This is a genomic window from Clavibacter michiganensis, assembly GCF_021216655.1.
In the GTDB taxonomy this organism is placed as follows: domain Bacteria; phylum Actinomycetota; class Actinomycetes; order Actinomycetales; family Microbacteriaceae; genus Clavibacter; species Clavibacter michiganensis.
The window spans coordinates 821,553-838,844 of sequence record NZ_CP080437.1 but is presented as its reverse complement, the minus strand read 5'-3'; the positions used below and the strand labels follow the sequence as shown (position 1 = coordinate 838,844).

At 72.6% G+C, this 17,292-nt stretch carries 19 protein-coding genes and 1 tRNA gene; 12 read left to right on the top strand and 8 right to left on the bottom strand.

Going from position 1 to position 17,292, the window contains the following annotated elements; translation table 11 throughout:
• Nucleotides 1-39: 39 nt before the first annotated feature.
• The 3 genes from K0V08_RS03905 to K0V08_RS03895 are packed head-to-tail and all read right to left on the bottom strand — an operon-like array spanning nucleotide 40 to nucleotide 1,990.
• Complete coding sequence (locus tag K0V08_RS03905) at nucleotides 40-651, bottom strand: CbiQ family ECF transporter T component (RefSeq protein WP_012038315.1); 612 nt, start codon at nucleotides 649-651, stop codon at nucleotides 40-42.
• Nucleotides 648-1,352, bottom strand: coding sequence for an energy-coupling factor ABC transporter ATP-binding protein (locus K0V08_RS03900; protein ID WP_079533139.1), 705 nt, complete (start codon nucleotides 1,350-1,352; stop codon nucleotides 648-650). The genes K0V08_RS03905 and K0V08_RS03900 overlap by 4 nt, the downstream gene beginning before the upstream one ends.
• Complete coding sequence (locus K0V08_RS03895) at nucleotides 1,349-1,990, bottom strand: biotin transporter BioY (RefSeq protein ID WP_079533137.1); 642 nt, start codon at nucleotides 1,988-1,990, stop codon at nucleotides 1,349-1,351. Before K0V08_RS03895 ends, K0V08_RS03900 begins: the two co-directional genes overlap by 4 nt.
• A gap of 76 nt (nucleotides 1,991-2,066) precedes the next feature.
• Here K0V08_RS03895 and K0V08_RS03890 point away from each other — a divergent pair, with 76 nt between their 5' ends.
• Nucleotides 2,067-2,660 (top strand): TetR/AcrR family transcriptional regulator C-terminal domain-containing protein, encoded by a 594-nt coding sequence (locus K0V08_RS03890; protein WP_050976304.1) that lies wholly within the window; start codon nucleotides 2,067-2,069, stop codon nucleotides 2,658-2,660.
• A 41-nt stretch (nucleotides 2,661-2,701) separates the two neighbouring features.
• Here K0V08_RS03890 and K0V08_RS03885 read toward each other — a convergent pair.
• Nucleotides 2,702-2,774, bottom strand: a tRNA-Val gene (locus K0V08_RS03885).
• 92 nt (nucleotides 2,775-2,866) lie between these two features.
• Between K0V08_RS03885 and K0V08_RS03880 the strand changes: the two genes are divergently transcribed.
• A complete protein-coding gene (locus K0V08_RS03880) occupies nucleotides 2,867-3,556 on the top strand; it encodes a DUF1345 domain-containing protein (RefSeq protein ID WP_012038311.1) in 690 nt (229 codons plus the stop codon).
• 28 nt (nucleotides 3,557-3,584) lie between these two features.
• Here the strand turns inward: K0V08_RS03880 and K0V08_RS03875 are convergent, their stop codons facing one another.
• Nucleotides 3,585-4,058 carry a peroxiredoxin gene (locus K0V08_RS03875; RefSeq protein ID WP_012038310.1) on the bottom strand — a complete coding sequence of 158 codons (474 nt, stop codon included), beginning with the start codon at nucleotides 4,056-4,058 and terminating at the stop codon, nucleotides 3,585-3,587.
• 240 nt (nucleotides 4,059-4,298) lie between these two features.
• Here K0V08_RS03875 and aceE point away from each other — a divergent pair, with 240 nt between their 5' ends.
• The 6 genes from aceE to K0V08_RS03845 all read left to right on the top strand — a co-directional run bounded on the left by aceE (nucleotide 4,299) and on the right by K0V08_RS03845 (nucleotide 11,998).
• Entirely contained in the window at nucleotides 4,299-7,025 is a 2,727-nt protein-coding gene (gene aceE, locus K0V08_RS03870) for a pyruvate dehydrogenase (acetyl-transferring), homodimeric type (protein ID WP_012038309.1), read from the top strand.
• Between the two features lie 16 nt (nucleotides 7,026-7,041).
• Nucleotides 7,042-8,316, top strand: a complete 1,275-nt coding sequence (locus tag K0V08_RS03865; RefSeq protein WP_079533134.1) for a PucR family transcriptional regulator — start codon at nucleotides 7,042-7,044, stop codon at nucleotides 8,314-8,316.
• Nucleotides 8,317-8,410: 94 nt separating this feature from the next.
• Complete coding sequence (locus K0V08_RS03860; RefSeq protein ID WP_079533132.1) at nucleotides 8,411-9,331, top strand: ACP S-malonyltransferase; 921 nt, start codon at nucleotides 8,411-8,413, stop codon at nucleotides 9,329-9,331.
• Between the two features lie 30 nt (nucleotides 9,332-9,361).
• On the top strand, nucleotides 9,362-10,375 hold the full coding sequence (locus tag K0V08_RS03855; protein ID WP_079533129.1) for a beta-ketoacyl-ACP synthase III: 1,014 nt from the start codon (nucleotides 9,362-9,364) through the stop codon (nucleotides 10,373-10,375).
• Nucleotides 10,376-10,428: 53 nt separating this feature from the next.
• Nucleotides 10,429-10,677, top strand: coding sequence for an acyl carrier protein (locus K0V08_RS03850; protein WP_012038305.1), 249 nt, complete (start codon nucleotides 10,429-10,431; stop codon nucleotides 10,675-10,677).
• Nucleotides 10,678-10,756: 79 nt separating this feature from the next.
• Nucleotides 10,757-11,998, top strand: a complete 1,242-nt coding sequence (locus tag K0V08_RS03845; protein WP_012038304.1) for a beta-ketoacyl-[acyl-carrier-protein] synthase family protein — start codon at nucleotides 10,757-10,759, stop codon at nucleotides 11,996-11,998.
• Between the two features lie 93 nt (nucleotides 11,999-12,091).
• On the opposite strand, the gene K0V08_RS03840 is transcribed toward K0V08_RS03845, so the two are convergent.
• Nucleotides 12,092-12,610, bottom strand: coding sequence for a DUF3145 domain-containing protein (locus K0V08_RS03840; RefSeq protein ID WP_012038303.1), 519 nt, complete (start codon nucleotides 12,608-12,610; stop codon nucleotides 12,092-12,094).
• 263 nt (nucleotides 12,611-12,873) lie between these two features.
• Here K0V08_RS03840 and K0V08_RS03835 point away from each other — a divergent pair, with 263 nt between their 5' ends.
• Nucleotides 12,874-13,476: a PadR family transcriptional regulator gene (locus K0V08_RS03835; RefSeq protein WP_012038302.1), complete on the top strand. Its 603-nt coding sequence runs from the start codon at nucleotides 12,874-12,876 to the stop codon at nucleotides 13,474-13,476.
• Between the two features lies 1 nt (nucleotide 13,477).
• On the opposite strand, the gene K0V08_RS03830 is transcribed toward K0V08_RS03835, so the two are convergent.
• On the bottom strand, nucleotides 13,478-14,329 hold the full coding sequence (locus K0V08_RS03830) for a DUF1684 domain-containing protein (RefSeq protein ID WP_079533126.1): 852 nt from the start codon (nucleotides 14,327-14,329) through the stop codon (nucleotides 13,478-13,480).
• Nucleotides 14,330-14,425: 96 nt separating this feature from the next.
• Between K0V08_RS03830 and K0V08_RS03825 the strand changes: the two genes are divergently transcribed.
• Nucleotides 14,426-14,611 carry a hypothetical protein gene (locus K0V08_RS03825; protein ID WP_043560791.1) on the top strand — a complete coding sequence of 62 codons (186 nt, stop codon included), beginning with the start codon at nucleotides 14,426-14,428 and terminating at the stop codon, nucleotides 14,609-14,611.
• 65 nt (nucleotides 14,612-14,676) lie between these two features.
• On the opposite strand, the gene K0V08_RS03820 is transcribed toward K0V08_RS03825, so the two are convergent.
• Nucleotides 14,677-16,347 carry a bifunctional 3'-5' exonuclease/DNA polymerase gene (locus K0V08_RS03820; protein ID WP_079533123.1) on the bottom strand — a complete coding sequence of 557 codons (1,671 nt, stop codon included), beginning with the start codon at nucleotides 16,345-16,347 and terminating at the stop codon, nucleotides 14,677-14,679.
• Between the two features lie 258 nt (nucleotides 16,348-16,605).
• Between K0V08_RS03820 and K0V08_RS03815 the strand changes: the two genes are divergently transcribed.
• A complete protein-coding gene (locus tag K0V08_RS03815; RefSeq protein WP_012038298.1) occupies nucleotides 16,606-16,809 on the top strand; it encodes a cold-shock protein in 204 nt (67 codons plus the stop codon).
• Nucleotides 16,810-16,926: 117 nt separating this feature from the next.
• Nucleotides 16,927-17,214: a hypothetical protein gene (locus K0V08_RS03810; RefSeq protein ID WP_079533120.1), complete on the top strand. Its 288-nt coding sequence runs from the start codon at nucleotides 16,927-16,929 to the stop codon at nucleotides 17,212-17,214.
• Nucleotides 17,215-17,292: the final 78 nt, after the last annotated feature.

Here is a 17,292-nt window from a genome sequence, read left to right as displayed (position 1 = left end):
CCCGTGGACATCGCGATCGGGGCGTCGCCGCCTCGGCCGTCACCTGACTCCGCGCGCGGTGAGCGCATCGCCGAGCTGATCCGCGTGCTTGAGCGCGAGGACGAGGAAGGGCACGACGAAGGTCCGGAGGCCGGGCCGCGCGCCGCGCGCCCGCTGCGCCTCGCGGACGTCGGCGGCCAGGCGCCCGAGGACCGGGACCGTGCCGGCGGTCACGGTCAGGAGCAGCGAGATCCGCTCCGTGTCGACGCCGAACCTCCGGAGCGGGCGCAGGCCGCGTTCGATGCCGTCGAGGAGCGCGGTCATCGAGGTCGTGAGGACGAGCAGGCCGGCGATGGCGATCGCCGCCGTGACGCGGGCCGTGTTCGCCACCGCGGGCTCCGGCCCGAGCAGTACCAGCTGGCTGACGAGCGTGAACAGCATCACCCAGCGCACGGACCGGACCTGGCCGGCGAGCCGGCGGAGGCCCATGAGGCCGTCGCCCAGCTGCGCGGCGGCGTAGGCGAGGACCGCCACGGCGACCGCGGTGCCCGCGGCCCACCAGGTGGACGGCAGGAGCGAGACCCCGAGCACGACGACCATGAGCGCGATCAGCTCGGGCCCTGCCGGCATGCGCTCGAGGCGCCCGGGCCGTCGTGGCTCGGCGGGCGTCACCCGAGCATCGCCTCGTACTCGGCGATGACGTCCGCGGGCCCGCCCGTGCGCACGAGCCGGCCGCCGGCGAACAGGACGGCGGCCTCGCACCGGGCGGCCGCGGCGAGGTCGTGGGTGACGAGCACGAGTCGATGGCCGTCCTCGAAGAGGTGGTCCGCGACCCGGCGGGCGTTCCTGGCGTCGAGGTACGCCGTCGGCTCGTCGGCGATGACGAGCTCCGGACGCCGGACGAATGCCCCCGCGAGCGCGAGCAGCTGCTTCTGGCCGCCGGAGAGCTCGTGCGACGAGCGGTCGGCGAGGTGCTGGATGCCGAATCGGCGCAGGCACTCGGAGACGCGGGCGTCCGACTCCGCGCGGGACAGGCGCTCCGGTCGCAGGGAGAACGCGACGTCCTCGGCGACGGTCGGCATGACGATCTGCGCGTCCGGGTTGCTGAAGACCAGGGCGACGCGGCGCCTCAGCTCGCGGGATCCGCGGTCCGGGTCGACGCCCAGCACCCGCAGCTCCCCTGTCGTGCGCCCGACGAGCCCCCCGACCAGTCGCGCGAAGGTGCTCTTGCCCGAGCCGTTCTCGCCGATCACGGCGACCGTCCGCGCATCCATCTCGAGCGTGACGTCGCGGAGGGCGTCGACGTCGCCGAGGCGCACGCCGACGTCGACGAGACGCAGGGCCGCGGTGTCCACGCCCTCCGGCGGGGTCACGGGGCCGTCGACCCGGCGACGTCCCGCGGCGCCGTGGTCCAGCCCGACGCGCGGCGGAACGCGCGCGGGTAGCCGCGCACCAGCGTCATCACGATGGCCGTGGCGATGGCCGCCTTGAGCAGGTCGCCGGGGAGGAACACGAGGCTGGTGTACGCGGTCTGGGCCAGCGGCAGGCGCGTCACGAGGCTCTGCACGGGGATCCCGACCGCGTAGACGACGGCGATCCCGCCGACCAGCATGGCCACGGCGGTGCGCACCGCGGTGGGCCGCCGGCCGCCGAGGTGGACGATGCACCCGACCGCTGCGGCCCCGAGGACCCAGCCCGCGAGGTAGCCGGCGGAGGGTCCGAGGAAGACGCCGAGGCCGCCGGTCCCGCCGGAGAGGAGCGGCAGCCCCACGGCGACGAGCGCGAGCAGGACGGCCAGGGCGAGGGCACCGAGGCGGGCCCCGAGCACGGCGCCAGCGAGCATCACGCCGAGCGTCTGCGCGGTGATGGGGACGCCCCCGAGCACGCTGATGCTCCCCGGGAGGCCGAGCACAGCGACGACCGCGGCGAGCACGGCGACCCGCGCGAGGTCGGTGGCGTCCAGGCGCGCGCGACGGTCGGCCCCGAGGGGCAGGGAGCGGGACGGGGTCATGGGCTTCCTCCTGCGTGCTGCGACGGTCATGGACCTGAACGATGTTCACCTGAACGGCGTTCACTATAGTGGGGACATGGTGCGGGCGCATGCGGCGGGGCGGCACAGCCGCGACGACGTCGCCCGGACGGCCCTCCGGATCCTCGACGAGCACGGCCTCCCGGACTTCACCATGCGCCGGCTCGGCGCCGCCCTCGACGTGCAGCCGAGCGCCCTCTACTGGCACTTCCCGGACAAGCAGAGCCTCCTCGCCGAGCTGGCCGACCGCATCGTCGCCGAGGCCGAGGCCGAGACCGAGAACGCGGCTGATCGGCGCACCGACTGGCAGGAGGGTGTCCGGCACGCCGCTGAGGTCCTCCGCGCGGCGCTCCTCGCCCATCGCGACGGCGCCGAGGTCGTGGCGAGCACCACCGCGATGGGGCTCGGCGCGACGGCGGCGCGCCGCTCGCTGTCCGCGGCCGTCGCCGCGGGCGGGTTCGGGGAGGCCGACTGCGCACGCGCGGCATCGGCGCTGCTGCACTTCGTGCTCGGCCACGTGGCGCACGAGCAGCAGCGCATGCAGCTCGACCGGCTCGGCCTGCTGCCCGGCCACGCCCGCGACGAGGATCCCGCCGGCGACTTCGCCTTCGGCATCGACCTGCTGGTACGGGGCCTCGGGACCCGCGTCTGATCATCCGACGCGGGATCCTCGGCGGCGCTCCGTGCGCATCGTGGGCCCTGCCGGGCTCGAACCGACGACATCCACGGTGTAAGCGTGGCGCTCTACCAACTGAGCTAAAGGCCCTCAACGCCCGGTCGTCGAGCGCCCCGCCATGCTAGCCGACCGCCTCGGCGCGCCCCGGCCGTGCCACGGGCGCGAGCCGTAGCCTCTCCCCCGTGCCCATCCACCCCTCCCGCAGGACGGTCGCGGAGCCGCGCTGGCCCGCCGCCGTCGGGCTCGTCGTCGCCGTCGTCCTCTACGCGATCGCGCCGACCGCGGTCCCGACCGGCGTCCGCGTCGCGGTGGTGGCGATCGCCGTCGCCCTGCTCGTGCCGCTGGTCGCGCTCAACCCGCGGCGGTTCACCCGGGAGACGCCGTGGTCCCGCGGTCTCGGCGTCGGCCTCGGCGTCCTGCTCGTGGTCGCCAACCAGGTCAGCCTCGTCGTCCTGGTCGTCGCGCTGGTCGACGCCTCGGAGGCGGGACCGGAGCTGCTGCTCACGGCCCTGCAGGTGTGGGGGACCAACGTGCTCGCGTTCGCGCTCGTCTACTGGGAGCTCGATCGCGGCGGCCCGGTGGCGCGGCGGACCCATGCGCGCGCCGCGCTCGCGCCCGCCGACTTCCGCTTCCCCCAGGACGAGGACTCCGGCGCCGTCTCCGAGGTCGCCCGCCGGTCGTCGGAGCACGCCGACTGGGTCCCGGGATTCGTCGACTACGCGTACTTCTCGCTGACGAACTCGATGGCGTACAGCCCCACGGACGTCATGCCGCTGTCCCATCGCGCCAAGGCGCTCATGGCGCTCGAGGCGTTCGCCGGCTTCGTGATCCTCGCGCTGGTCATCGCCCGCGCGGTGAACATCCTGAGCTGACGACCGGCGCCGGCCCGACCGGGCCGATTCAGGCCGGGACGAGCGCCAGGTCGCGGATCGCGGTGCGGTACGCCTCGAGCTCGCGCGCCTCGCCCGGCGCCGTGATGAAGCTGCCGCGGATGATGCCGCGCGTGTCGATGAGGAAGGTCGCCCGGTTCGCGAAGCCCTTCTCCTCGAGGAACACGCCGTACTCCTTGGCCACCTGGCCGTGGGGCCAGAAGTCGGCGAGGAGCTGGAAGTCGATGCCCTGCTGCTGTGCCCACGCGCGCAGCGTGTGCTTGCTGTCGACGCTGATGCCGATGAGCTCCACGCGGCTGTCGGCGAAGAGGCCCAGGTTCTCCTCGAGCTGGCACATCTCGCCGGTGCACGTGCCGGAGAAGGCGAGGGGGAAGAAGACGAGGGCGACCGCGCGGTGTCCGCGGTACTCGCTCAACCGGACGCGCTCGCCGAACTGGTTGGCGAGCTCGAAGTCGGGAGCCTGTGTGTCGTTGGCCAGGGCCATGGGGTGCGGATCCTTCCGTGCCGGCAGATGTCCCCTGTCTGGCACGAGGATCCACACTACGCCCGGGATCCGCGAAGTCCAGCGCCACGCGGTCACTGCGGGCCGGCGGGGCGCGCCGTCCGCCGTCCGTGACCGTCGGCCGTCATGGGTAGGCTGGCCCTCGGCGTACGCGCGGTCTCGCACCCTTCGAGCCCCGTGGCACCGAAGACGATGTCTGCACACCACAGGAAGAGGTCGAGGGTGACTGTCAACGACCAGGATCCGTACTCGGTGAACCACACCGACCAGGATCCGGAAGAGACCGCCGAATGGAACGAGTCGCTCGACGGGCTCGTGGAGACGCAGGGCCGGGGTCGCGCGCGCGACGTCATGCTCAGCCTCCTGAAGCGCTCCAAGGAGCTGCACCTGGGTGTGCCGATGGTCCCCACCACGGACTACATCAACACCATCGCGCCGGAGAACGAGCCCGACTTCCCCGGTGACGAGGACCTCGAGCGCCGCTACCGCGCGTGGATCCGCTGGAATGCGGCCGTCACCGTGCACCGGGCCCAGCGCCCCGGCATCGCGGTGGGCGGGCACATCGCCACCTACGCGTCCTCGGCCGCGCTCTACGAGGTCGGCTACAACCACTTCTTCCGCGGCCAGGACCACCCCGGCGGCGGCGACCAGGTCTTCGTGCAGGGCCACGCATCGCCCGGCACCTACGCCCGCGCCTTCCTCGAGGGTCGCCTGAGCGAGCACCAGCTCGACGGCTTCCGCCAGGAGAAGAGCCACGCGGGCGGCGGGCTCTCCTCCTACCCGCACCCGCGTCTCATGCCGGAGTTCTGGCAGTTCCCCACGGTCTCGATGGGCCTCGGCCCCATCAACGCGATCTACCAGGCGCAGGCGAACAAGTACCTCACCAACCGCGGCATCAAGGACGCATCGGACCAGCAGGTCTGGGCGTTCCTCGGCGACGGCGAGATGGACGAGGTGGAGAGCCGCGGCCAGCTCCAGGTGGCGGCGAACGAGAAGCTCGACAACCTGAACTTCGTCATCAACTGCAACCTGCAGCGCCTCGACGGCCCCGTCCGCGGCAACGGCAAGATCATCCAGGAGCTGGAGAGCTTCTTCCGCGGCGCGGGCTGGAACGTCATCAAGGTGGTCTGGGGCCGCGAGTGGGACGACCTGCTCGCCCGCGACACCGAGGGCGCGCTCCTCGACCTCATGAACCGCACGCCCGACGGCGACTACCAGACCTACAAGGCCGAGAGCGGTGCCTACATCCGCGAGAACTTCTTCGGGCGCGACGAGCGCACCGCGAAGCTCGTCGAGGGCTACACCGACGACCAGATCTGGAACCTCAAGCGCGGCGGCCACGACTACCGCAAGGTGTACGCGGCCTTCAAGGCGGCCAGCGAGCACACGGGCCAGCCCACGGTGATCCTCGCCAAGACCGTCAAGGGCTACGGTCTGGGCCCGAGCTTCGAGGGTCGCAACGCGACCCACCAGATGAAGAAGCTCACGCTCGACAACCTCAAGCAGTTCCGCGACGAGATGCGCGTGCCGATCACGGACGCCCAGCTCGAGGCGGACCCCTACCTGCCGCCGTACTACCACCCCGGCCAGGACGACGAGGCCATCCAGTACATGCAGGAGCGCCGCCGCGCGCTCGGCGGGTACTCGCCCGAGCGCCGCACCCAGCACACGGCCATCACGCTCCCGGACGACTCCGCGTACCGCATCTCGAAGAAGGGCTCGGGCACGCAGGAGATCGCCACCACCATGGCGTTCGTCCGGCTCCTGAAGGACCTCATCCGCTCGAAGGACTTCGGCAACCGCGTCGTCCCGATCATTCCGGACGAGGCCCGCACGTTCGGCATCGACGCCTTCTTCCCGACGGCGAAGATCTACAACCCGAACGGCCAGCACTACACGTCGGTCGACCGCGAGCTGCTCCTCTCCTACAAGGAGAGCCCGCAGGGCCAGATCGTGCACGTGGGCATCAACGAGGCGGGTGCCCTGGCGGCGTTCACGAACCTCGGCACCACGTACTCGACGCAGGGCGAGCCGCTCATCCCGATCTACGTCTTCTACTCGATGTTCGGGTTCCAGCGCACGGGCGACGCGATCTGGGCGGCGGGCGACCAGATGGCGCGCGGCTTCCTCATCGGCGCCACCGCAGGACGCACCACGCTCACGGGCGAGGGGCTCCAGCACGCCGACGGCCACTCGCTCGTCCTGTCGCAGACGAACCCGGCGATCGTGTCCTACGACCCGGCGTACGCGTACGAGATCGGCCACATCGTGCGGTCCGGCCTCGAGCGCATGTACGGCGGCGAGCACGAGGACCCGAACGTCATGTACTACCTCACGGTGTACAACGAGCCGATCATCCACCCGAGCGAGCCCGAGGGCGTCGACGTGGACGGCATCGTCCGCGGCGTCTACAAGCTCAAGGACGGCTGGATCGACGGGCCGAAGGCGCAGCTCATGGCGTCCGGCGTGGCCGTCCCGTGGGCCCTCGAGGCGCAGCAGCTGCTGGCCGACGACTGGGGCGTGTCCGCCGACGTGTGGTCCGTCACCTCGTGGGGCGAGCTCCGCCGCGACGGCCTCGCCGCGGAGGAGCACAACATGCTCCACCCGCACTCCGAGACCCGGGTCCCGTACCTGGAGGAGAAGCTGCGTCACGCCGAGGGCCCGTTCGTCGCGGTCACCGACTTCTCGCACGCGGTCCCCGACCAGATCCGGCAGTTCGTCCCCGGCGACTACTCGACGCTCGGCGCCGACGGCTTCGGCTTCTCGGACACGCGTCCGGCAGCCCGCCGGTTCTTCGCCATCGACGGGCCGTCGATGGTCGTGAAGACGCTGCAGCGCCTGGCCAAGCAGGGCAAGGTCGACCAGGACGCGCCGAAGTGGGCGATCGACAAGTACCGCCTGCTCGACGTGAACGCCGGCACGACCGGATCGGCGGGCGGCGAGGCGTGAGCTGCGCCGACCTGACGTGACACCGAGCGACCGGCACGACACCGACGTGGAGACCGGGGAGACGAAGGCGGAGACGCTTGCGTGGCTCCGGTCCCTGTCGGGTGAGCTCGCGAGCGCGACGCTCAAGCGGCTGGAGGACACGCTGCCCTGGTACGGCGACATGCCGCCGGGGCGGCGGTCCGCCGTGGGGCTCGTCGCGCAGGCCGGCATCACGTCGTTCATCCACTGGTACGACGATCCGGACTCGACGCCCTGGATCGCCGCGGACGTCTTCGGTGCCGCGCCGCGCGAGCTCCTCCGCTCCGTCAGCCTCCAGCAGACGCTGCAGCTCATCCGCGTGACCGTGGAGGTCGTCGAGGACCGGGTCCGCGACCGGCACCGCACGGTGCGCGACGCGATCCTGCTGTATTCGCGGGAGATCGCGTTCGCCGCGGCCGACGTCTACGCACGCGCCGCAGAGGCCCGCGGCCTCTGGGACGCCCGGCTCGAGGCGCTCGTCGTCGACAGCATCCTCTCCGGCGAGTACGACGACGAGCTGCCTTCGCGGATCGCCGCGCTCGGCTGGCACGGGCACGGTGAGGTCTCCGTCCTCGTGGGCACGGCTCCCGCGGTGCTCGACGTCGACCAGCTGCGTCGCACCGCGCGGCACCTCGAGGCCGACGTGCTCATCGGCGTCCAGGGCAGCCGGCTCGTCCTCGTCATCGGACGCGCGTCCCCCGCCGTCGTCGACCCGGAGGCCGCCGCGCCGGAGGCTCCCCCGGTCTCCTTCCTCGAGATCGCGACGCAGCTCGAGCCCGGGTTCGGAGCAGGTCACCTCGTGCTCGGCCACGAGGTCCCCAGCCTCGTCGAGGCGTCGCGGAGCGCACGGGCGGCCCTGGCGGGCTTCGCCGTCGCGCGGTCGTGGCGGAACGCCCCGCGTCCGACGCTCGCCGACGACCTGCTCCCGGAGCGCGCCCTGGCCGGCGACCCGCTCGCGCGCTCGACCCTCATCAACCGGATCTACAAGCCGCTGCAGGCGCACTCCACCGAGCTGCTCGCGACGCTCTGGTGCTACCTCGACACTGGCCGCTCCCTCGAGGCGACCGCGCGCGAGCTGTTCGTGCACCCCAACACGGTCCGCTACCGCCTGAAGCGCGTGTCGGACGTGATCGGGTGGGATGCCACGGGGGCGCGCGAGGCGCTCATCCTGCAGGCCGCGCTCATCATCGGCAGCATCGCCGAGGCGGGCACGACGGTCCCCAAGCAGCAGGGGTCGGGTCGCGCCCGCCCCAAGCGCCAGGCGGCGCGGTGACGCCCGCGGCGTGTGGCATCGACACAATGTCGTCCCGGATCCTCTGTGGGATGTCGACTCCGATGCATCCCGCGGTGGACGGGAGGATGGACGCATGATCATCGTCGTCTGCCCGGGCCAGGGCTCCCAGAAGCCCGGCTTCCTCTCCTCGTGGCTCGAGCGCCCCGAGCACGCGCGGCGGCTGGGTGAGCTGGGCGACGCGGCGGGCCTCGACCTCGTGACCCACGGCACGACGTCCGACGCCGACACCATCCGCGACACCGCCGTCGCGCAGCCGCTTATCGTGGCGGCGGGCATCGTGGCCCTGCATGCGCTCCTCGCCGACGGCCGCGACGCATACGTCGCCGGCATCGCGGGACATTCTGTCGGTGAGATCACCGCTGCCGCGGGCGCCGGCATCCTGACGGATGACGAGGCCATGCGCGTCGTGCGCACCCGCGGCGACGCGATGGCGGAGGCCGCCGCGATCACCCGCACGGGGATGAGCGCCGTCGTCGGCGGGGACCAGGACGCCGTCCTCGCGCGGCTCGCCGAGCTCGACCTCGAGCCGGCCAACTTCAACGGCGGCGGCCAGATCGTCGTCGCCGGAGCGCCCGACGCCCTCGCCGCCCTGCAGGCCGAGCCCCTCCGCGGGACGCGCGTCATTCCGCTCCAGGTCGCGGGCGCATTCCACACCCACCACATGTCCCCCGCGGTCGACGCCCTGCGCACCGCGGTCGCGCCGCTCGAACCGCGCGACCCGCGCTTCCCCGTCTGGACGAACCGGGACGGGAGCCGCGTCGAGTCCGGCGCCGCGTACCTCGACCTCATCGTCGGCCAGGTCGCGAGCCCCGTGCGCTGGGACCTGTGCATGGACGCCTTCGCCGCCGCGGGCGTCACCGGCCTCATCGAGGTCGCCCCCGCCGGTGCGCTGACCGGCCTGGCCAAGCGCGGCCTCAAGGGCCTGCCCACGCTGGCGCTCTCCACACCCGACGACCTCCCGGCGGCGATCGACATGCTCGACGCGCACGCCTGATCCCGCCTCACCGACACCGAACAGGCACCCATGACCGACCAGCCCCGCCCCACCATCCGGACCGCGCCCGTGGTCGAGCGCTTCACCCGCATCTGGGGCCTCGGCGCCGCCCGCGGCGAGCTCGACGTACCCAACGACGACCTCGTCGGCCCGATCGACTCCTCGGACGAGTGGATCCGCCAGCGGACCGGCATCATCACGCGGAAGCGTGCGGGCGCCGACGTCGATGCGGTCGACCTCGCGACCACGGCGTCCCTCGAGGCCATCGCGAAGGCCGGCATCCGTCCGGAGCAGATCGGCATCGTCCTCGTCAGCACCGTGAGCAACACCGTGCAGACGCCGTCGATGGCGGCGCTCCTCGCCGACCGCATAGGCGCGAACCCCGCGCCGGCCTACGACGTCTCGGCCGCGTGCGCCGGGTACACGTACGGCATCGCGCAGGCGGACTCCTTCATCCGGTCGGGCCTCGCGGAGTACGTCCTCGTGGTCGGCGCGGAGAAGCTGTCCGACATCGTCGATCCGACCGACCGCTCCATCTCGTTCCTGCTCGGCGACGGCGCAGGCGCCGCGATCGTCGGCCCGAGCGACACCCCCGGCATCTCGCCGACCGTGTGGGGCTCGGACGGCTCCAACTGGGACGCGGTAGGCATGACCGGCACCCTGAAGAGCATGCGAGACGGATCCGCGTGGCCCACGCTCCGCCAGGACGGACAGAAGGTCTTCCGCTGGGCGGTCTGGGAGATGGTGAAGGTCGCCAAGGAGGCGCTCGACCGCGCGGGCGTCGCCCCTGAGCAGCTCGCCGCCTTCATCCCCCACCAGGCCAACATGCGCATCGTCGACGAGTTCGCGAAGCAGCTCGGCCTCCCCGAGTCCGTCGCCATCGCGCGCGACATCGCCACCACGGGCAACACCTCCGCCGCATCGATCCCGCTCGCCACCCATCGCCTGCTCGAGGAGGACCCGTCGCTGTCCGGCGGCCTCGCTCTGCAGATCGGCTTCGGCGCAGGACTCGTCTTCGGCGCGCAGGTCGTCGTCCTCCCCTGAGCCCCACCGCCCCATAAGCTGTTCCGGTCATCACGAACCACGAGGAGATACACATGGCACTGTCCACCGAAGAAGTCCTGGCCGGCCTGGCCGAGCTCGTCAACGACGAGACCGGGATCGCCACCGACACCGTCGAGATGGACAAGTCGTTCACCGACGACCTGGACATCGACTCGATCTCGATGATGACGATCGTCGTCAACGCCGAGGAGAAGTTCGACGTCAAGATCCCCGACGAGGAAGTCAAGAACCTCAAGACCGTCGGCGACGCGGTCACGTTCATCACCAACGCGCAGTCCTGACCGCGCGGAGCATGGCCGGTCCCGACCACGGGGCCGGCCATCTCCCTCCCCCGTTCCCGACGTCGAGGAGACGCCACGCATGACCACCCCCAAGAAGATCGTCGTCACCGGCATCGGCGCGACGTCTCCGCTCGGCGGCACCGCCGAGGAGACCTGGCAGGCGCTCCTCCGCGGCGAGTCGGGCATCAGCACGCTGGAGCAGGACTGGGTCGCCAAGTGGGAGATCCCCGTCACCTTCGCCGGACAGGCCAAGGTGCCGTCCTCCGAGGTCATGCAGCGGATCGAGACCAAGCGCCTCGACCCGTCGAGCCAGTTCGCGCTCACGGCCGCCCGTGAGGCGTGGGCCGACGCCGGATCCCCCGAGGTCGACCCGCTGCGCTTCGCCGTGGACTGGGCGACCGGCATCGGCGGCGTGTGGACGCTCCTCGACGCCTGGGACACCCTCCGCGAGAAGGGCCCCCGCCGGGTCCTCCCCATGACGGTGCCCATGCTCATGCCCAACGGACCCGCGGCCGCGGTCGGCATGGACCTCGGCGCGCGCGCCGGCATCCAGACCGTCGTGTCGGCCTGCGCCTCCAGCACCGAGTCGATCGCCAGCGCGTACGAGCACCTCCAGGCCGGCCGCGCCGACATCATCGTCGCCGGCGGTTCCGAGGCCTCCATCCACCCGCTCCCCATCGCGTCGTTCGCCGCGATGCAGGCGCTGTCGAAGCGGAACGACGACCCGCAGCGCGCGTCGCGTCCCTACGACATCGCGCGCGACGGCTTCGTGCTCGGCGAGGGCGGAGCCGCCCTCGTCCTCGAGACCGAGGAGCACGCGAAGGCCCGCGGCGCTCGCATCTACGCCGAGCTCGTGGGCGGCGCGGTCACGAGCGACGCGTTCCACATCACGGCGCCGGACCCCGAGGGGACGGCCGCCGCGCGGGCCATGATCCAGAGCATCGAGGGCGCTGGATACTCGCGCTCCGACGTCTCGCACATCAACGTCCACGCGACGAGCACGCCCGTCGGCGACATCGCCGAGTACAAGGCCCTCGAGCGCGTGTTCGGCGACGCCGTCCACGGGATCCCGGTGAGCGCCACGAAGGCGTCGACCGGGCATCTCCTCGGCGGCGCGGGCGCCATCGAGGCCGTCTTCACCGTGAAGGCTCTGGCGGAGCGCACCGCTCCCCCGACGATCAACCTCACGGAGCAGGACCCCGACATCCCGCTCGACGTGGTGACGTCGCCCCGGTCGTTGGGCGACGGCGACCTGCTCGCCATCAGCAACTCGTTCGGCTTCGGCGGGCACAACGCGGTCATCGCGTTCCGCAGCGTCTAGCCGGACCCACGACGAGAGGCCCCGACCGGATGGTCGGGGCCTCTCGTCGTCAGGCGGGCGGGGAGGAGCCGCGCGCCGGATGCTGCTCTCGGGTCAGCCGACCTTGTGCAGCCAGACCACCGGGCTGAAGTCGCTCGCGTGGCGGAAGGCCTCCAGCTCGTCGTCCCAGGCCTGCCCCATGGCGAGGCGGAGCTCGCGGTGCAGCTCCAGCGTGTTGGATCCCGCGACGTCGAGTGCGTAGCGGATGCGGTCCTCCGGGATGACCGTGTTGCCGGCCGTGTCGGTCTGCGCGAAGAACACGCCGAGGTCGGGCGTGTGCATCCACCGACCGCCGTCACGGCCGGGACCGGCGTCCTCGGTGACCTCGTAGCGGAGGTGCTCCCAGCCGCGGAGCCCGCTGGCGATGGCCGCGCCGGACCCTTCCGGGCCCTCCCAGTAGTACTCCGCGCGCATGGCGCCCTTCAGCACGGGCTGCGGGTCCCAGGTGAAGTTCACGGCGTGACCCAGAGCACGACCGGCGGCCCATTCGACATGGGGGCAGAGCGCGCGAGGGGAGGAATGCACGTAGAGCACTCCTCGAGCCGGTCTTGAGTTGGCGACGGGTGCTTCCATGGGTCTCCTCCATCCGATCAGATGCGTCTTCCCCAACGATCTGCGTGCGATGGACGAGCTCCACACCTGCCGGTGCGGCCGGCGCGAGCGCCGACGTGTCCCATCATGGCGGGTGATCCTGGGCGCGGGCAACATGCGGGTCGCGACGCGCCGCAGCGGGTCGCGCCGCAAGCTCCCGCGGCTGCGGCGGGTCCCGCCGGCATGCATGCCGGGAATGCCTAGGATCCTGGTGTCGGCCCGTCGGGCCGGGAGACGGGGCGGTCATGTCGGTGCGGCACGCGCTCCTCGCGGTCCTCACCGAGGGCACCTGCTACGGGTACCAGCTGCGGACGGAGTTCTCGCGACGGACGGGTACGTCCGTCCCCCTCAACGTCGGCCAGATCTACAACACCCTCGACCGGCTTGAGCGCGACGGCCTGGTCGTCAAGGGCGCCACGGACGAGGAGGGCCACGTGCCGTACACGATCACCGGGGCCGGGCACGCGGAGGTCGAGGCGTGGCTGGCGTCCGCCGTCGGCCCCGTCGGGGTTCGGGACGAGCTGCTGGTGAAGGTCACGCTCGCGCTGTCGCTCCCCTCGGGCGACGCGCTCGAGGTCGTGCGGACCCAGCGGGAGGGCTCGCTGACCGAAGCGGCGGCGCTCGCGCGGATCCGCTCGGAGCTCGAGACGGACGGCGGCGAGGTCGCGATCGCGCACCTGCTCGCGGTGGAGGCGCAGGAGGCGCAGGTGGCCGCCCGGCTGGCGTTCCTCGACGCGGCCGAGCGCCGCATCGATGACGCGCGCGCGACGGGTGCGCGACCCGCTGGACTGGCCGCGGCGCCCCGCCGAGGACGTCCCGCGCGCCAGCCGGGCCGAGCCGCGCACTGACCTAGTGCAGCAGCCCGCCGTCCTTGGCGAGGACGTTCTTCTCCCCCGCCTCGATGGGGACGGCGAAGCGGTTCTGCTTCGGGGGCATCGGGCAGTTGAAGTTGTAGCTGAAGGCGCACGGGGGCAGGTAGGCGCGGTTGAAGTCGAGCGTGATCGTCCCGTCGGGCGACGGCGCGACCATGAGGAAGCGGCCCACGCCGTACGTGGACTCGCCGCTGGTGGCGTCCGAGAAGACCAGCAGGAGCGCGCGGCCCTCGCGGAAGGCGGCCAGCGAGTAGTCGACGCCGTCCTTGGTGAACGTGATCTCGCCGGGCACGACCTTGTCCTTGGTGGTGCCGTCGTCCTTGAGGTGCTCGAACCCCATCGCGCGGCCGCCCTCGATGGGCGTGAAGTCGGCCGTGACGACCCACTCCTCGGAGTAGGGGAAGGCGTCGATGCCGCCGAAGTCGCGGATCGCGTCGGACTGCGCGTCCCAGACGCGGAGCGCGTACGTCCCCTCCTCGCTCGCGATGACGAACGCCGACACGGTGTCGCTGGCGACGACGGAGGACGGCTTCGGGTCGTCACGGCCGCGCACGATCGCCTCGCCGTCGACGAGGACGCCGTCGACGTGCAGGCCGTCGGACGCGCTCGCCCGCACCCGGAGGCCCGAGACGCCGGGCTCGAGCGGCGACCAGGTGCCGGGGATCCCGTAGACGGGCTGCGGTGCGGCGTCATGGGAGATCCACTGCGTGTTGACGAGGGCCAGGTTGCCCTGGGGCAGGACCACCATCTGCTCGCGTCGCGAGCGGTAGACGGCGAGCACCTCCGCCGGGTCGGTGGGAGCGGGGGCGGCGGTGGCGGGATCGGTCATGGACCCATCCTCGCGGCCAGCGGGGCGCCGGCCAAGTCGGGAGCGCGTCCGGCGGGCGGGGTTCCCCGTGGCGCACCGCGAGCGTACGGTCGGGGCATGAGCGCAGATCACGAGAGCACCTCGACCGACGACGACGGCACGACGACGCACACCGAGGAGCACGTCGAGACCTCCACCTCGGTCACGACCGAGAGCGGCTCGGACGGATCCACCCCCGACGGGTCGGGCAGCAACACGGGCGAGGGCGACGACCACACGGGCGACGTCGCCTCCGGCGGCTGATCCTCCCCACCCGCGACCGATGCCCGGCCCCCGAGGGGCCGGGCATCGTCACGTCCGGGCTCGGCTCACTTCGCCTGCGCGTAGTCGTCGACCACCGCGATCGTGACGGGGAAGTCTACGGGCGCGTCGCCGAACAGCAGGCGGCCGGCCTCCGCGGCGGCGTCGGCCACGGCCACGCGGACCTCGTCCACGCGGTCGTCGGGCGCGTGCACCATGACCTCGTCGTGGAGGAAGAAGACGAGGTGCGGTCGGGATCCGGGCCGCTCCATCGCGGCGAGGCGGCGCCGCAGCCCGGCGAGCCAGCAGAGCGCCCACTCGGCGGCGCTGCCCTGGACGACGAAGTTGCGGGTGAACCGGCCCTGGTCGCGGGCGGACGTGCGCGCACGAGCCGCATCCGCGCTGGACGCCTCTCCCGCGCGGCCGATCTGCTGCACGTCGACCCACGCGTCGCCGGGCGGCGGCGAGGACCTGCCGAGCCGCGTGCTCACGACGGCCCCGCTCTCCCCCGCCCGGGCCGCGCGCTCCACGTAGCCGGTGGCGCGCGGGTACGCCCGGACGAGCCGCGGCATCAGGCGCCCGCTCTCGCCGGAGGTGGCGCCGTACATGGCGCCCAGCATCGCGACCTTGGCGTGCGCGCGGGTGTCCACGACGCCGGCGTCGACGAGGCCCTGGTAGAGGTCCGTGCCGCGACCCGCGTCGGCCATGGCGCGGTCCTCCGCCAGCGCGGCGAGCACGCGCGGCTCGAGCTGGGCGGCGTCGGCCACCACGAGCCGCCAGCCGCGATCCGCGCGGACGGCGGACCGGATCTGCCGCGGCAGCTGCAGCGCCCCGCCGCCGCTTGCCGCCCAGCGCCCCGTGACCACGCCACCCGGCACGTACTCGGGGTGGAAGCGGCCGTCGCGGATCCACGTCTCCATCCAGGTCCACCCGTTCGCCGTGAGCAGGCGGGAGAGCCTCTTGTGCTCCAGCAGCGGCGCGATGACGGGGTGGTCGATCTCCTGCAGCTCCCACTGCCGGGTGCTCGCGGCGTCGATGCCGGCACGGCGCAGGGCGCGGAGCACGTCGGGCGGGCTGTCGACGTTGAGGTCAGGCGCCCGGAGGATCTCCCGGACGCGCGCCGCGAGCCGCAGGAGCGCGGGAGGCGCTCCGCCGTGCGCGGGCCGTCCGCCGAGCAGGTCGACCAGGAGCGCGTCGTGGACGGACGTGTCCCAGGGCAGCCCGTCGGCGGACATCTCCGCGGCGACGAGGGCGCCCGCGGACTCCGCCGCGAGCAGGAGCCGCAGGCGGCCGGGCTCGGCGCTGGCCGCGACCGCCTCGAGCTGGAGACGGAGCTCGGCGACCAGCTCGTCCGGCGAGCGGCCGTCGGACGTGTCGAGGTCGTCGAAGAGCGTGGCGGACGCGGACGGCTCCCGCTCGGACGGGGCAGCCCGGTCCCAGGGGCCGGCGGGCAGGCGCGCGAGCTCGCTGCCGGCGGTCTGCGTCGAGAGCCGGAGGATCGCGTGGCAGAGCCGGAGGTCGTGGCAGCGCGCGACGCGCACGCCCGCGGCGATGAGGGTCCGGGCCCACGCCGCCGTGTCGTCCCAGACCCAGCGCGGGGAGGTCGCCGCCCGCTCGCGGGCGGCGGCCACCGCGGGCCATTCGGCGGAGGGGACGTCGCGGGTCCCCGTGACGGTCCCGGTCGCGTCGAGGTCGACCAGCCGCACGCCGGACGGCGTCCGCGCGACCAGGATGTGCATGAACCCATCATCCCGCGCACGCCCGACGTCGGACCGCCGGCCATGCTCCCCGCCGCTCCCCCACACGGCGTCACGGAGGGAAACACCCGACGGGAATGTGCGCGCATCCCCCGCTGGCGCGGTTTCACCCGCTAGGGTTGGTCACAAGTCGTCAGGTCCTCACGATCCGCCCGGTCCGCCGGAGGGGTCACGAGGGGCAGGCGACCCGCGGTCCCGGGTCCCGGGATCGATGCATCTCTTTTTGAAGGAAATTTCGTCATGGCAACAGGCACCGTCAAGTGGTTCAACGCTGAAAAGGGCTTCGGCTTCATCGCTCCCGACAACGGAACCGCGGATGTGTTCGCTCACTACTCCGCGATCGCGACGGGCGGCTACAAGTCGCTCGACGAGAACCAGAAGGTCGAGTTCGAGGTCGCCCAGGGCCCCAAGGGTCCCCAGGCTGAGAACATCCGCCCGCTCTAATGCCACCCGCTCGCCTCTGGTGAGCGCAGCACGCTGAGCTTCCGAGAACGGCTCCGACCACGTGGTCGGGGCCGTTCTCCATTTAACGTGGCGTCCGCGCGTGCGTCACCATGGACCGTGCCCTCCTACCGCATCACCATGACCGTCGGCGCGCTGCGACCCGGCGCCGATCCCGCCGCCGTCCTCCCGGCGGCCGCCGACGAGGCCGCCCGCATCGCCACCCTCGAGGCGAACGACATCCAGGTCGTGCGCGGCGAGCCCCGGCTCACGGTCCGCTTCACCGCCGACGACGACGAGGCGGCCGAGCGCATCGCGGGCGCGGTCAGCGCTCGTGCGGCGGGGCTGATCGAGGTCCCCCGGGCGAGCATCACGCGTCGCGACGGAGGCGCCTGGACCCGGATCTGATCCACCCAGCCCCCGTCTGTCCCCCGGCGGTCCCTCGCGGCGGCCCGTCACGGACCCGCCGCCGAGCATCGACGGCAA

Coding starts and splice junctions, on each gene's coding strand:
- K0V08_RS03895 (WP_079533137.1), bottom strand. CDS start 1,990: ATGACCCCGTCCCGCTCCCTGCCCCTCGGGGCCGACCGTCGCGCGCGC.
- K0V08_RS03890 (WP_050976304.1), top strand. CDS start 2,067: ATGGTGCGGGCGCATGCGGCGGGGCGGCACAGCCGCGACGACGTCGCC.
- K0V08_RS03875 (WP_012038310.1), bottom strand. CDS start 4,058: ATGGCCCTGGCCAACGACACACAGGCTCCCGACTTCGAGCTCGCCAAC.
- K0V08_RS03860 (WP_079533132.1), top strand. CDS start 8,411: ATGATCATCGTCGTCTGCCCGGGCCAGGGCTCCCAGAAGCCCGGCTTC.
- K0V08_RS03855 (WP_079533129.1), top strand. CDS start 9,362: ATGACCGACCAGCCCCGCCCCACCATCCGGACCGCGCCCGTGGTCGAG.
- K0V08_RS03850 (WP_012038305.1), top strand. CDS start 10,429: ATGGCACTGTCCACCGAAGAAGTCCTGGCCGGCCTGGCCGAGCTCGTC.
- K0V08_RS03845 (WP_012038304.1), top strand. CDS start 10,757: ATGACCACCCCCAAGAAGATCGTCGTCACCGGCATCGGCGCGACGTCT.
- K0V08_RS03840 (WP_012038303.1), bottom strand. CDS start 12,610: ATGGAAGCACCCGTCGCCAACTCAAGACCGGCTCGAGGAGTGCTCTAC.
- K0V08_RS03835 (WP_012038302.1), top strand. CDS start 12,874: ATGTCGGTGCGGCACGCGCTCCTCGCGGTCCTCACCGAGGGCACCTGC.
- K0V08_RS03830 (WP_079533126.1), bottom strand. CDS start 14,329: ATGACCGATCCCGCCACCGCCGCCCCCGCTCCCACCGACCCGGCGGAG.
- K0V08_RS03825 (WP_043560791.1), top strand. CDS start 14,426: ATGAGCGCAGATCACGAGAGCACCTCGACCGACGACGACGGCACGACG.
- K0V08_RS03820 (WP_079533123.1), bottom strand. CDS start 16,347: ATGCACATCCTGGTCGCGCGGACGCCGTCCGGCGTGCGGCTGGTCGAC.
- K0V08_RS03815 (WP_012038298.1), top strand. CDS start 16,606: ATGGCAACAGGCACCGTCAAGTGGTTCAACGCTGAAAAGGGCTTCGGC.